The sequence below is a fragment of the Vulcaniibacterium gelatinicum genome, assembly GCF_008033445.1.
GTDB lineage: Bacteria > Pseudomonadota > Gammaproteobacteria > Xanthomonadales > Xanthomonadaceae > Vulcaniibacterium_B > Vulcaniibacterium_B gelatinicum.
Window position 1 is genome coordinate 144,438 of the sequence record NZ_VNKO01000006.1, and the last position, 13,012, is coordinate 157,449.

General features: G+C 69.2%; 18 protein-coding genes. 14 read left to right on the top strand and 4 right to left on the bottom strand.

From position 1 onward, the window contains the following. Positions 1 to 3: 3 nt before the first annotated feature. Positions 4 to 465 (bottom strand): helix-turn-helix domain-containing protein, encoded by a 462-nt coding sequence (locus FPV26_RS05600; RefSeq protein ID WP_132765319.1) that lies wholly within the window; start codon positions 463 to 465, stop codon positions 4 to 6. A 228-nt stretch (positions 466 to 693) separates the two neighbouring features. Between FPV26_RS05600 and FPV26_RS05605 the strand changes: the two genes are divergently transcribed. The 14 genes from FPV26_RS05605 to FPV26_RS05670 all read left to right on the top strand — a co-directional run bounded on the left by FPV26_RS05605 (position 694) and on the right by FPV26_RS05670 (position 11,700). Then, positions 694 to 957 carry a MerR family transcriptional regulator gene (locus FPV26_RS05605; protein ID WP_132765316.1) on the top strand — a complete coding sequence of 88 codons (264 nt, stop codon included), beginning with the start codon at positions 694 to 696 and terminating at the stop codon, positions 955 to 957. 10 nt (positions 958 to 967) lie between these two features. Continuing rightward, positions 968 to 1,447, top strand: a complete 480-nt coding sequence (locus FPV26_RS05610; RefSeq protein ID WP_147652730.1) for a hypothetical protein — start codon at positions 968 to 970, stop codon at positions 1,445 to 1,447. A 3-nt stretch (positions 1,448 to 1,450) separates the two neighbouring features. Next, complete coding sequence (locus FPV26_RS05615; protein ID WP_147652731.1) at positions 1,451 to 2,224, top strand: BRO-N domain-containing protein; 774 nt, start codon at positions 1,451 to 1,453, stop codon at positions 2,222 to 2,224. Then, positions 2,224 to 3,054 carry an ATP-binding protein gene (locus FPV26_RS05620; RefSeq protein WP_181952566.1) on the top strand — a complete coding sequence of 277 codons (831 nt, stop codon included), beginning with the start codon at positions 2,224 to 2,226 and terminating at the stop codon, positions 3,052 to 3,054. Before FPV26_RS05615 ends, FPV26_RS05620 begins: the two co-directional genes overlap by 1 nt. Positions 3,055 to 3,057: 3 nt before the next feature. Further along, a complete protein-coding gene (locus FPV26_RS05625; protein WP_147652733.1) occupies positions 3,058 to 3,687 on the top strand; it encodes a hypothetical protein in 630 nt (209 codons plus the stop codon). An 11-nt stretch (positions 3,688 to 3,698) separates the two neighbouring features. Beyond that, positions 3,699 to 4,202 carry a DUF6511 domain-containing protein gene (locus FPV26_RS05630; RefSeq protein ID WP_147652734.1) on the top strand — a complete coding sequence of 168 codons (504 nt, stop codon included), beginning with the start codon at positions 3,699 to 3,701 and terminating at the stop codon, positions 4,200 to 4,202. After that, complete coding sequence (locus FPV26_RS05635) at positions 4,199 to 4,945, top strand: hypothetical protein (RefSeq protein WP_147652735.1); 747 nt, start codon at positions 4,199 to 4,201, stop codon at positions 4,943 to 4,945. Before FPV26_RS05630 ends, FPV26_RS05635 begins: the two co-directional genes overlap by 4 nt. Continuing rightward, entirely contained in the window at positions 4,942 to 5,190 is a 249-nt protein-coding gene (locus FPV26_RS05640; RefSeq protein ID WP_028769458.1) for a hypothetical protein, read from the top strand. Before FPV26_RS05635 ends, FPV26_RS05640 begins: the two co-directional genes overlap by 4 nt. Continuing rightward, a complete protein-coding gene (locus tag FPV26_RS05645) occupies positions 5,187 to 7,457 on the top strand; it encodes a phage/plasmid primase, P4 family (RefSeq protein WP_147652736.1) in 2,271 nt (756 codons plus the stop codon). The genes FPV26_RS05640 and FPV26_RS05645 overlap by 4 nt, the downstream gene beginning before the upstream one ends. Positions 7,458 to 7,599: 142 nt before the next feature. After that, entirely contained in the window at positions 7,600 to 8,076 is a 477-nt protein-coding gene (locus FPV26_RS05650) for a crossover junction endodeoxyribonuclease RuvC (protein WP_147652737.1), read from the top strand. A 1-nt stretch (position 8,077) separates the two neighbouring features. After that, positions 8,078 to 8,287 carry a hypothetical protein gene (locus FPV26_RS05655; protein ID WP_147652738.1) on the top strand — a complete coding sequence of 70 codons (210 nt, stop codon included), beginning with the start codon at positions 8,078 to 8,080 and terminating at the stop codon, positions 8,285 to 8,287. Then, complete coding sequence (locus FPV26_RS05660) at positions 8,280 to 8,693, top strand: DUF6362 family protein (RefSeq protein ID WP_147651735.1); 414 nt, start codon at positions 8,280 to 8,282, stop codon at positions 8,691 to 8,693. The genes FPV26_RS05655 and FPV26_RS05660 overlap by 8 nt, the downstream gene beginning before the upstream one ends. Positions 8,694 to 9,025: 332 nt before the next feature. Continuing rightward, positions 9,026 to 10,438, top strand: coding sequence for a site-specific DNA-methyltransferase (locus FPV26_RS05665; RefSeq protein ID WP_246109219.1), 1,413 nt, complete (start codon positions 9,026 to 9,028; stop codon positions 10,436 to 10,438). Next, positions 10,435 to 11,700, top strand: a complete 1,266-nt coding sequence (locus tag FPV26_RS05670; RefSeq protein WP_147652740.1) for a site-specific DNA-methyltransferase — start codon at positions 10,435 to 10,437, stop codon at positions 11,698 to 11,700. Before FPV26_RS05665 ends, FPV26_RS05670 begins: the two co-directional genes overlap by 4 nt. Here the strand turns inward: FPV26_RS05670 and FPV26_RS05675 are convergent. From FPV26_RS05675 to FPV26_RS05685, 3 genes are all read right to left on the bottom strand, one after another. Then, positions 11,664 to 12,032 (bottom strand): hypothetical protein, encoded by a 369-nt coding sequence (locus tag FPV26_RS05675; RefSeq protein WP_147652741.1) that lies wholly within the window; start codon positions 12,030 to 12,032, stop codon positions 11,664 to 11,666. The two genes, FPV26_RS05670 and FPV26_RS05675, sit on opposite strands and share 37 nt — an antisense overlap. Positions 12,033 to 12,103: 71 nt before the next feature. Further along, on the bottom strand, positions 12,104 to 12,316 hold the full coding sequence (locus FPV26_RS05680) for a hypothetical protein (protein ID WP_147652742.1): 213 nt from the start codon (positions 12,314 to 12,316) through the stop codon (positions 12,104 to 12,106). Positions 12,317 to 12,414: 98 nt separating this feature from the next. After that, positions 12,415 to 12,930: a DUF3489 domain-containing protein gene (locus FPV26_RS05685; RefSeq protein ID WP_147652743.1), complete on the bottom strand. Its 516-nt coding sequence runs from the start codon at positions 12,928 to 12,930 to the stop codon at positions 12,415 to 12,417. Between the last annotated feature and the right edge of the window lie 82 nt (positions 12,931 to 13,012).

Consider the following 13,012-nt stretch of genomic DNA (forward strand, 5'->3'; position numbering starts at 1 on the left):
CGCTCAGTACCCCATGCCGAGTTCCTGGGCCTGCGCGGCCAGTTCGTCGAGGGCCTTGCGGCGCTCGGCATCGATCCGGTGCTTGTAGGCGATCACGTCCTGGTAACGCACCCGACGATGCGTGCCGATCTTGTGGAACGGGATCTCGCCTTTTTCCAGCAACTGCACGAGGAAGGGCCGCGAGACGTTGAGCAGGTCCGCCGCTTCCTGCGTGGTCAGCTCGGCGTGGATCGGGATGACGGTGACGGCATTGCCCTGGCCGATCTCGGTCAGCACGTCCAGCAGCAACCGCAGCGCCGTGGTCGGCAGCGTCACTGAGCGCACCGCGCCCTTGTCGTCGTGGAAGTCGATCTGCTGGGTCTCGGCGCGCGTTTGCAGCACCGTCGAGAGCACGCGCCCGGACTCCCGGGCGAGCGCGACGTCCTCGGCCGAGGGCAGCGCCTTGGGGATGGTGGGGGTCGTCATGGGGCTCTCCAGGCAGGGGGTGATTCGCAGCAAGGGGCAGTATAACCGAAACAAACGAAATCGCAATAAACGTAATGTGCAGCGGATATTCTGTTGCATCAATGACTTAGGCGAGCGACTACCGGCCGGGCGGGGGCGGCCCATCGGCGCCATCGCCTAAAAGACTCGCGCCCAAGCCCAAAGCCCCGGCCCATGGAATAGAGGCTCCCAAACACAAGGAGCCTCGCCATGCAAATCCTCGCTGCACCTGTTCAATCCGGCCGGGACGCCCGCCCGGCATCGGCACCGGATGCGACCCCCATCGCTCTGAACGAGTTCGAACTCGCCGCTCGCTGGCGGTTGTCCGTCCACACCCTGCGCCGTTGGCGCCAGGAACAACTCGGCCCGGTCTTCTGCAAGCTCGGCTCGCGCGTCACCTACCTGATCAGTGACGTCGAGGCCTTCGAGCGGCGCGTCTCGCGCTACTCGACCTTCGCACGGGCATACCAGTGAGGCGGCGGCCATGAGCGACCTCACCCTCTACCCCGCCGACATCGCCGCGATGTCCGTCGGCCAGCTGGCCGCGCTGCCGCCTGCCCAGAAGGCGGAGATCAGCCGCAACCTCGACGAAGCGCTCGCCTGGCTCAAGCAGGCCCGCGCGAAGTTCGACGCCGCGCTGGAGGCCGCCTACGGCGAGCAGGCCCGTGCTGCCCGCCTCGAGGCCGGCAAGGACTTCGGCGTCGTGCACCTGAAGGACGGGCTGCTTCGCGTGACGGTCGATGTCCCGAAGCGCGTGTCCTGGGACCAGGCGCAACTGGCCGCCATCGCCCGGCGCATCGCCGCCGCCGGCGAGAAGGTCGAGGACTACCTGGACGTCGAGTACTCCGTCTCGGAATCGCGCTTCTCCAACTGGCCGCCGGCACTGCGCGCCGGGTTCGAGGCCGCCCGCACCGTCAAGCCCGGCAAGCCCACGTTCCGGCTGGCCCTCGTCTCGGAGGAGTGATCCATGAGCACCGAACTGATCCCGTTTGATTTCGAGGGCCGTCCGGTCCGGGTCGTCACGGATGCCCAAGGCGAACCGTGGTTCGTCGCGGCGGATGTGTGCGCGGTTCTTGAACTGCCGAACACCACCCGCGCCCTGGCGCGGCTGGACCCTGACGAGCAAGCCCTGATCTCAATTCAGGGCATCTCGCGCGGCAATGACCAGGTCAACGTCGTCAACGAGCCCGGGCTGTACAGCCTGGTCCTCGGCAGCCGCAAGCGCGAGGCCAAGCGCTTCAAGCGCTGGGTCACCCACGAGGTGCTGCCGGCGATCCGCAAGACGGGCAGCTACACGGTGCCAAGTGCACGCCCGACCCTGCCGGCACCCACCCAGGACCGCGTCGCCGCTCTGCTGCTGATCGGCGAGGCCGTGGCCAAGGTGCCGGGGGTCAAACCCGGCATCGCGATGGCGGCCACGCTCACCTGCATCCAGGAGAACACGGGCTTGGCGGTCGAGACGCTGCGCCGCGCCCTTCCTGCCCGGGACACTGCGGCGAACGAGGCGATCTGCTCGCTCAACGCCACCCAGCTCGGCAGGCTGCTCGGCCTGTCGGCCAAGGCCACCAACCAGCGCCTGGCCCACCACGGCCTGCAGTTCCGCAACGAACGCGACGAGTGGGAACTGACCGAAGCCGGCGAGGCTTGGGCCGAAGCCATGCCGTACTCGCGCAACGGGCACAGCGGCTACCAGATCCTCTGGAACCCCGCCGTCGCTGAAGTGCTGAAGGAGGTGGCGTGATGGCCCTCCCCATCATCACCGCCGACCAGCGGCTGCGCGAGAAGCAGGGCGTGAAGCTCGTGCTTCTAGGCAAGAGCGGCATCGGCAAGACCAGCCAGCTCAAGACGCTGCCGGAAGGATCGACCCTGTTCGTCGACCTCGAGGCCGGGGATCTGGCCGTCAAGGACTGGCGCGGCGACTGCGTGCGCCCGACCACCTGGCCGGAGTTCCGCGATCTCGTGGTGTTCCTCGCCGGCCCGAACCCGGCGCTGCCCGCGGATGCGCCGTTCTCCGAGGCGCACTACCGGCACGTGTGCGAGCGCTACGGCGATCCCGCGCAACTAGCGAAGTACGACACCTACTTCGTCGACAGCATCACCGTACTCGCGCGCCTGGCGCTCGTCTGGGCCAAGACCCAGCCGCAGGCCTACAGCGAGCGCACTGGCAAGCCCGACACCCGGGGCGCCTACGGCCTGCTCGGCTCGGAACTCATCGGGGCGCTGACCCACCTGCAGCACGCGCGCGGCAAGCACGTGGTGTTCGTGGCCATCCTCGACGAGCGCCTGGACGACTTCAACCGCAAGGTCTTCGTGCCGCAGATCGAGGGCGCCAAGACCGCGGCGGAACTGCCCGGCATCGTCGACGAGGTGGTCACCTTGGCCGAGATCAAGGCGGAGGACGGCTCGTCCTACCGCGCCTTCGTCTGCCACACGCTGAACCCCTACGGCGTCCCGGCCAAGGACCGCTCCGGCCAGCTCGAGTTGCTGGAGCCGCCGAACCTGCGCGCGCTGATCGACAAGTGCGCCGCCGCCACCCGCCTTCCGCCATCCGCTACCGCCTTCGAGGAGTGAGCCATGACCGCCTGGAACGATTTCAACGACGCGCAGCAGCAGCCCAGTTTCGACCTCATCCCCAAGGGCACGCTCGCCCGCGTGCGCATGACCTTGAAGCCCGGGGGCTACGACGATCCGGCGCAGGGCTGGACGGGCGGCTACGCTACCCAGAGCTTCGAGACGGGATCGATCTATCTCGCCGCCGAGTTCGTGGTGCTGGAGGGCGAGTACGCCCGGCGCAAGCTCTGGAGCAACATCGGCCTGCATTCCCCGAAGGGCCCGGCCTGGGGCCAGATGGGCCGCAGCCTCATCCGCGCGATCCTCAACAGCGCCCGCAACGTCCATCCCCTGGACAACGGGCCGCAGGCCGCCGCCGCGCGGCGCATCCAGGGCTTCCACGAGCTCGACGGCATCGAGTTCCTCGCCCGCATCGACATCGAGAAGGACGGCCGCGGCGACTTGAAGAACGTCGTCAAGAGCGCCGTCGAGCCCGACCACCCGGACTACGCCCGCCTGATGGGCGTGCCGCCGAAGAGCCCCGGCACCGGTAACGAAGGCGCGCCGGCGGCGGTCACCCCGCCCCGTGCGATGCCTGCGCCTGCCGTTCCCCAACGCCCCGCCGTGCCGGGCAAGCCGGCCTGGGCGCAGTGAGAGGAGGGCCGGTGAAGTGCTGGGTCTGCAAACGACAGGCGCGCGGCTACGGCCACTCGGACCTCCGGCATGCGGTGGGCGACGCCCGGCGCTATCCGATCGACTGGGTGTTCTGCTCGCGGCGCTGCCAGGAGGCGTTTCACACGCTCTACGGCAACTGGCTGCGGGTGCGGGATGGACGTCCACCCCTCGGGGAGGTCGCGATGATCGATCCGTCTGACGTCGAACTGGCCGCGATGAGGAAGTGCCTCAAGGCCTTCGGCGCGGCGGCAGAAAGCATCGGCTTCGAGAAACCCCTCGGCGCGTACTCCGAGGCCGAGGCCCTGCGGGTGATCGACGCCATCGTCACCTGCTACACGGAGGCGATGGTCGAGCACCACGAGGCGACCAAGTACCCGCCGGTGCGCGGGCTCAAGGAACCGGTGTCCGACCCCTTCGCCGACCTCGAGGACGATCTGCCGTGGGAGGAACCGAAGGCGGCCCCGAAAGCGGCACAGAAGGAGGCGCGGCGATGATGGACTTCAACGCCTCCAAGAGCCTGTCGGCTCGGCTCACGGCGCTGATCGATGCCGGGATGCAGCAGGCTCGCGCCGCGCAGCCTCGCCGCACGTACCTGGGCGCCTCGCGTCTAGGGGTCGCCTGCGAGCGCGCGCTGCAGTACGAGGTCGCCGACGCTCCGGTCGATCCGGGCCGTGAGGCCGACGGCCGCCTGCTGCGCGTCTTCGAGCGCGGCCACGTCATCGAGGACTGCATGGTCGGATGGCTGCGCGCGGCGGGCTTCGATCTGCGCACGCGTAACGACGCGGGGGAGCAATTCGGCTTCTCGGCGCTGGACGGGCGCCTGCAGGGCCACGTCGATGGCGTCATCGTCGCGGGGCCGGATCTCGGCCACGGCAGCGGCTATCCCGCGCTGTGGGAGAACAAGTGCCTGGGCGCCAAATCGTGGCGCGAGTTGGAGAGACATCGCCTCGCGGTCGCCAAGCCCGTCTACGCCGCGCAAGTGGCGCTCTACCAGGCCTACCTCGAACTGCACGCGCACCCGGCCCTGTTCACGGCGGTGAACGCCGACACGATGGAGATCCACGCCGAGCTGGTGCCGTTCGATACGGCGTTGGCGCAGCGCATGTCCGACCGGGCCGTGAAGGTCATCACGGCCACCGAGGCGGGCGAACTGCTGCCGCGGGGGATCGTAGATCCCACCCATGTCGAGTGCCGGATGTGCCCGTGGCAGGACCGGTGCTGGAGGAGTCAGGCATGAGCACCAGGCCCGATGCCGTCTCGGCCGTCGAACCGATGATCGACGCCAAGCAGGCGGCCGCCTCGCTTCGGCTTCCGTACTACTGGTTTGCCGACCCGGCGATGCGCAGCAAGTACCGCATCCCGCATTACCTCCTGGGCGGGCTGGTGCGCTACCGGCTGTCGGAACTGCAGGCTTGGGCCTCGCACCACGCGTCAGCCGTCGCCCGCCGCGCGTCGGATGGCAGCGAGGAGGGCGACGCATGATCGATTTCAACGATCGCCCGGCCCCGCCCACCGACGCCGACCCCACCGCGCGCCGCGAGGCGATTCGCGCCGCCCTGCTCGCGAGGCTGGAGTCGGTGCTGGCCACGCTGTTTCCCGCCGGTCGGACGCGCCGCGGCAAGTTCGTCATCGGCGACGTGCTCGGCAGCCCGGGCGACAGCCTGGAAGTCGTGCTCGACGGCGACAAGGCGGGACTGTGGACCGACCGCGCCACCGGCGACGGCGGCGATGTGTTCCACCTGATCGGCGCTCACTTCGGCGTGGACGTGCAGGGCGACTTCGCCCGCGTCCTCGACCTGGCCGAGGACCTCGTCGGCCGAGCGCTCACGGCGCCGCCGCGCAAGGCGGCCAAGAAGGCCCCGATCGACGACCTCGGCCCGGCCACCGCCAAGTGGGACTACCTCGACGCACAAGGGCGCCTCATCGCCGTCGTCTACCGCTACGACCCGCCTGGGCGCAAGAAGGAGTTCCGGCCCTGGGACGCGCGCCGCCGCAAGATGGCTCCGCCCGAGCCGCGGCCGCTCTACAACCAGCCGGGGATCCACAACGCCGCCCAGGTCGTGCTGGTCGAGGGCGAGAAATGCGCCCAGGCCTTGATCGAGCGCGGGATCGTGGCCACCACCGCGATGCACGGGGCCAACGCCCCGGTGGACAAGACCGACTGGACGCCGCTGGCGGGCAAGGCCGTCCTCCTCTGGCCCGATCGCGACAAACCCGGCTGGGACTATGCGATGGCCGCGGCGCAGGCCGCACTCGCCGCCGGCGCCGCCTCCTGCGACGTGCTGCTGCCGCCCGACGACAAGCCCGAGGGGTGGGACGCGGCCGACGCTCTTCGCCAAGGCTTCGACGTCGCCACCTTCATCGCCTCGGGCCCGCGGATGAGCATCAAGCCAGCACTTGGGCTGCCCACGCAGGAGCCTTCCGTCTGGGCCACCGACGACGCGCTGGCGCTGAGCTTCACCAGCCGCTACGCCGAGGACTGGCGCTACTGCGCCGCCTGGGGCAAGTGGCTGGTGTGGGACGGCCGGCGCTGGCAGGCGGACGAGACGCTGCTGGTGCACCACCTCATCCGCGCGATCTGCCGCGAGGCCGCCCTCAAGGCCGACTCCCACCGGCTGGCGGCCAAGCTCGCCGCGAGCAGCACGGTGGGCGGCGTGGAGCGGCTGGCGCGCACCGACCGGCGGCACGCCTCCACCTCGCAGGAGTGGGACGCGGATCTGTTCGCGCTCAACACGCCGGGCGGCGTGGTCGACCTGCGCAGCGGGCGGCTGCGTCCCCACGACCGCGCCGACCGGATGACCAAGCTCGCCACCGCCACGCCCCGCGGCGACTGCTCCCGCTGGCGGGCGTTCCTGGCCGACGTCACCGGGGGCGATGCCGACCTGCAGGCCTACCTTCAGCGCATGGTGGGCTATTGCCTTACCGGCTCGACGGCGGCGCATGCGCTGTTCTTCCTCTACGGCACCGGCGCCAACGGCAAGTCGGTGTTCGTGAACACCTTGGCCACGATCCTCGGCGACTACGCCACCAGCGCGCCGATGGACACCTTCATGGAGGCGCGCGGCGACCGGCATCCGACCGATCTCGCGGGCCTGCGCGGGGCGCGCTTCGTCTCCTCCATCGAGACCGAGCAGGGCCGGCGCTGGAACGAGTCCAAGGTCAAGGCCATCACCGGCGGCGACAAGGTCTCGGCGCGCTTCATGCGCCAGGACTTCTTCGAGTACACGCCCCAGTTCAAGCTGGTCATCGCCGGCAACCACAAGCCCGCGATCCGCAACGTGGACGAGGCGATGAAGCGCCGGCTGCACCTGATCCCCTTCACCGTGACCATCCCGCCCGAGCGGCGCGACGCCATGTTGACCGACAAGCTCCTGGCCGAGCGCGACGGGATCCTCGCCTGGGCGGTGCAGGGCTGTCTGGCCTGGCAGCGCGAGGGGCTCCAGCCCCCGGCCAGCGTGGTGTCGGCCACCGCCGAGTACTTCGACGAGGAGGACGCCGTCGGCGACTTCCTGGACGAAGAGGCGCAGCGCCACCCGCAGGCCCGCGTGGCCGTGGCCGACGTGTTCCAGCGCTGGCAGGACTGGGCCGGCCGGCGCGGCGAGTACGTGGGCACAAGCCGCTGGCTCGCCCAGCAACTGGCCAACCGCGGCTTCGAGCGCACGCGCATCCACGGCGGCGTCAAGGCCCTGGCGGGCCTGTCGCTCAAGCCCAAGGACTCCGGCGTACGGCTCCCGTACCGCGACGACTGACCACCCACGGTGACCGAAGGTGACCCGCCCGGGGATTGAGTCTCTTTACGCGCGTACGCGCGCACAGGCGGAAGGACGATTCCCCACGGCGGTCACCTTCGGTCACCCCATGTTGACAAGGACCTTGACAAGGACCGACACGATGCACACCACCCTGCTTGCCCTCGACCTGGGCACCACCACCGGCTGGGCGCTGCGCGACCGCACGGGCCGAATCACCAGCGGCACCGAATCCTTCAAGCCCCGACGCTTCGAAGGCGGCGGCATGCGTTTCCTGCGCTTCAAGCGCTGGCTCACCGAGCTGAAGGCCCACGCCGACGGGATCGACGCGCTGGTCTTCGAGGAAGTGCGCCGCCACGTCTCGACCGACGCGGCGCACGCCTACGGCGGGTTCCTGGCCACGCTCACGGCCTGGTGCGAGCACCACGGCGTCCCCTACCAGGGCGTGCCGGTGGGCACGATCAAGAAGCACGCCACCGGCAAAGGCAACGCCCGCAAGGACGCGGTGATGGCGGCCGTGCGTGCGCGGGGCCACGCCCCGGCGGACGACAACGAGGCCGACGCCTTGGCGCTGTTGCACTGGGCCCTCCCGCTCCACGACGCGGCGCAGGAGGCGTGAGATGGACGTCCCGACCCCTCGCTACCGCTGCCCGCTGGGGCGCCTGCAGCCCGAGCCGATGGACGTGGAGGCCGTCAAACGCCGCGGCTGGCGCGAGCAACGCCTGCTCGTCGTCTCCCTCGACGACGACCGGCTCGACTGGATGGAACGCGAGTTGATCCGCCGAATCGGCGAGCGGCTCTACGGTGCACGGGAGGCGCGCCATGGCTGAGTGGACCGTCGAACGTGTGGCCGAACGCTTCCGGGAGGCGGCCATCACCGCCCACCGCTTGCCGTCCGTGCGCGTGCAGGGCTACTTCAACACCTGGCCCGCGATCCGGCGCATGCCCTGGGAGACGCTGGGGGCCGAACCCACGATCCGGCGCTTCCCACCCAGCCCTGAGGCTATCGAGCGCATGCTCGAGACCATGCGCTGGGTCTTGTGGCTGGAGGAAGAGGAACGGCATCTCGTGTGGATGCGCGCCGAGCGCCACCGCTGGCGCGACATCTGCGCCCGCTTTGGCTGCGACCGGACCACCGCCTGGCGGCGGTGGCAGAAAGCACTGGAGGTTGTGGCGTTCAACCTCAACGGGCGCACAAAGCCAACCGGGGCCAAAGCGATGGGTCAGGCAGGGTAATGCCTGCCGCAACTGTCCCCGTTCTTGGCCGATTGTCCTTTTGCCGCCCCTGATGGTCTGCAACAAAACGGCCCGCCCAGCGCTAGTATTCCCGCTACGCTCAGGACAGAAGTGACCGACCGGGTGACTTCTACGGCAGCACGGGTCCTTCCTGGGCACCGAGCCATGCGGGGGGCACGAGCGCGGCGCTTCGCCACCGTCAGGGTGCAAACCGAGGTTTGCAGGGTTTGCGGTTTGCAGCCCTCCAGCCCGAGACCTTCTCCCCGACACCCTAGCCCGCCCACGGTCCGCCGTCGGCGGGTTTCTTCGTTTCCAAGACACCGATTCTGGACATGCTTGCCGTCACGTACCGCAAGGTCGAGACGCTGATCCCCTACGCCCGCAATCCGCGCACGCACAGCGACGAGCAGATCGCGCGCATCGCTGCCAGCATCGCCGAGTTCGGCTGGACCAACCCGATCCTGGTCGATGGCGACCACGGCGTGATCGCCGGTCATGGCCGGCTGCTGGCCGCGCGCAAGCTGGGGCTCGCCGAGGTGCCGGTGATCGAGCTCGCGCACCTGACGCCTGCGCAGAAGCGCGCCTACGTGATCGCCGACAACCGGCTCGCGCTCGATGCCGGCTGGGACCAGGCGATGTTGGCACTGGAGTTCGCGGAGCTGGCCGACGCCGGCTTCGATCTGGACCTGACCGGGTTTTCGGCCTCCGAGATCGAAGGCCTGCTCGACGCCATCGAGGAGACCGAACCGTCCGACGAAGAGGCGAGCGCTTTGGTCCGTGCCCCGGACGAGGACGACCTCACGCCGCCCACGGTGGCGGTCACGCGCCCCGGCGATCTGTGGCTGCTCGGTGAACACCGGCTGCTGTGCGCCGACAGCCGCGACGCGGCCGCCGTCGCGCGCCTCCTCGAGGGCGAGCGGGCGCACCTGCTCTTCACCAGCCCGCCGTATGCCAATCAGCGCGACTACACCACCGGCGGCATCGCGGACTGGGACGCGCTGATGCAAGGCGTGTTTGGCGCTGCTCGCGCGGCACTGCGCGAGGAGGCGCAAATCCTGGTCAACCTCGGCCTGGTCCATCGCGACGGCGAGTGGCAGCCGTACTGGGACGGCTGGATCGCATGGATGCGCACTCAAGGCTGGCGGCGCTTTGGCTGGTACGTGTGGGACCAGTCGGTGACCGTGCCCGGCGACTGGGCCGGGCGGCTGGCGCCCCGGCACGAGTTCGTCTTCCACTTCAACCGACGCTCGCGCAAGCCGAACAAGATCGTGCCCTGCAAGTGGGCCGGGCACGAGACGCACCTGCGCGCCGACGGATCGTCCACCGCGATGCGCGGCAAGGACGGCAAGGTCGGCGCCTGGAACCATGCCGGACAGCCCACGCAGGAGTTCCGCATCCCAGACTCGGTCGTCGAGGTGACGCGCCAGCGCGGCCGCATCGGTGAAGGCATCGATCATCCGGCGGTGTTCCCGGTGGGGTTGCCCCGGTTCTTCATCGAGGCCTACACCGACGCGGGCGAGATCGTCTTCGAGCCGTTCGCGGGCTCCGGCACCACGCTGCTGGCCGGCCAACACACCGACCGCAAAGTGCGCGCCATCGAACTCGCCCCCGAGTACGTGGACGTCGCGCTGCGCCGCTGGCTGCAGCACCACCCGGGCACGGTGCCGGTGCTGGAGGGCAGCGGTCGGACCTTCGCCGAAGTCGCCGCCGAGCGGCTGGGCGAGACGGCGGAGGTCACTGCATGAGCTGGCTTGCCGATCGCATCGAGCACTGGCCGATCGACAAGCTGCTGCCCTACGTGCGCAACGCCCGCCAGCACTCGGACGAGCAGATCGCCCAGATCGCGGCCTCCATCGCGGAGTTCGGCTTCGTCAATCCCATTCTCACCGGCGCCGACGGTGTGCTGGTCGCGGGCCATGGGCGGCTTGCCGCCGCGCGCAAGCTGGGCCTGCCCACCGTGCCGGTGGTCGTGCTCGACCACCTCACGCCGACCCAGCGCCGCGCCCTGGTGCTCGCGGACAACCGGCTCGCGGAGCTCTCGACCTGGGACGATGTGCTACTGCGCATCGAACTTGAGGCACTGCAGGACGAAGGCTTCGACCTCGATCTCACCGGATTCGACGCCGATGCACTGGCAGAACTGCTGGCCGATGAGGAACCACAGATCGATGGCCGGACGGAGGACGACGCCGCGCCCGACGTGCCCGAGGAACCCGTCTCCCGGCCGGGCGACGTCTGGCGGCTCGGGCCGCACCGCCTGGTCTGCGGGGACGCGACCACCGCCGAGGCCTACGCGCGCCTGTTTCCGGACGGCGAGCGGGCGGACATGGTCTTCACCGATCCGCCCTACAACGTGAACTACGCCAACAGCGCGAAGGACAAGCTGCGCGGCAAGCACCGCCCCATCCTCAACGATGCGCTGGGCGAAGGCTTCTACGATTTCCTCTTTGATGCGCTGGCGCTGATCATGGCGCACACCCGCGGCGCGATCTACATCGCCATGTCCTCCAGCGAACTGGACACGCTGCAAGCGGCCTTCCGCGCCGCCGGCGGGCACTGGTCGACCTTCATCATCTGGGCCAAGAACACCTTCACGCTCGGGCGCGCCGACTACCAGCGCCAGTACGAACCGATCCTCTACGGCTGGCCCGAAGGCGCGACGCGCCACTGGTGCGGCGACCGCGACCAGGGCGACGTGTGGCAGATCAAGAAGCCGCAGAAGAACGACCTGCACCCGACCATGAAGCCGGTGGAGTTGGTCGAGCGGGCGATCCGCAATTCGAGTCGTCCCGGCGACGTGGTGCTCGACCCCTTCGGCGGCTCGGGCACGACCTTGATCGCCGCTGAGAAGGCCGGGCGCGTGGCGCGCCTGATCGAACTCGACCCGAAGTATGCGGACGTGATCGTGCGGCGCTGGCAGGACTGGACGGGCAAGCAGACCACCCGCGAATCGGATGGCCTGGCGTTCGATCAGGCGGCGACTTCCTCCTCGACGATCTCGCAGTGAATCACGAACCCGGTCAGATAAGGAAGCCCGCGCGGGATGCCGTAGTCCTTACTGGTGCGGCGTCCGATGGTCCATTCCATCCACTGCCGGGTGGCGGCGCGGATCGCGTCGTGGAGGGCATGGCCCGCATGCATGCGGTTGAGCACTTCGTCCGCGAAGTGGCGTCCGTGGCGGCTGTCGAGGAAGGCCCGCACCGCTTCGAAGGGCTGTCCCGTGGCGTCGTAGATGGCGTTCATCGCGATGGGCCAGGCGGCTTGCGCGTGCGCGTCCATCGTGCCCCAGAAGCCCCAGGCTTCGTTGCGGGTGACGGGGATCGTATTGGCTGTGGTCATCGTTGTCTCCTTCGTTGATCGTTGCGACACACGTATGAACGCGCTGTTCGATCAGGAAGCCAAGCTCAATCTCAATCCTCTCGCGTCGTCTGTTGGCGACCGGTTACGGCGGCCAGCTTGGCGCGGGCCGACGCGCTTTCCCAGTGGCAGGGTCCGTTGCCGTGCGCAGCCTCTTCGCTCCAGCGGGCCAGGATTTCGTCATCGCTCCAGCCCTTGGCGGTGAGGTAGGCGTAGTCGTCGGCGTCGTAGTTGCTGTGGGTGAGGATGGCGCGGGTGGGTTTCATGCTGTGCTCCTTGGCGTGGATGGTTGCGACACCCGTATGAACGCGCTGCCGGCGCGGGAAGCCAAGCGTTTTCTGCTTGGCTTCCCATTCCGATCGAATCACGCGATCCGGTAGATGCGCTCGCCGCCCTCGGGCTTGTCCGAGGTGATGGTCAGCCCCAGCTTCTTCTTGAAGGCGTTGGCGAAGGTGCCGCGCACCGTGTGCGCCTGCCAGCCGGTGAGTTCGCAGATCTGACGCACCGTCGCGCCCTCCGGGCGCCGGAGCATCGCGATGACTTGGGCCTGCTTGCTGTTCTCGCGGGTGCGGGGCTTGGTCTCGGCGCGCTGCGGTGCCCAGGTGGCTTCGGCGGCTGCGACCTCCGCCTCGAGATCCGCATCTGCCTCCACCGGCGCCGGCGCGGGACGCGGGCGCCCCAGGGCTTCGTAACCCTCGGCGGCGACGGACCAGTCGGTGCCGTCGGTGGTGATCAGGGCCCGATTGCAGAGGCCGTCCAGCACCTTCTTGCGGGCGCCGCCTTTCACGTTGTCGGGGAACCACTCGATCTTGCCACCGGTGTGCTCGACGGCGTAGGCCAGGATCGCGTGCTGGGCGGGGGTCAGGGTGATGGTGCTCATGGTCTGCTCCTGGATAGGGATGGATCGGCGCGAGTCAGTCTTCCCAGAGGTGCTCGCCATCGAGGCTGATCCACAGGCGCGC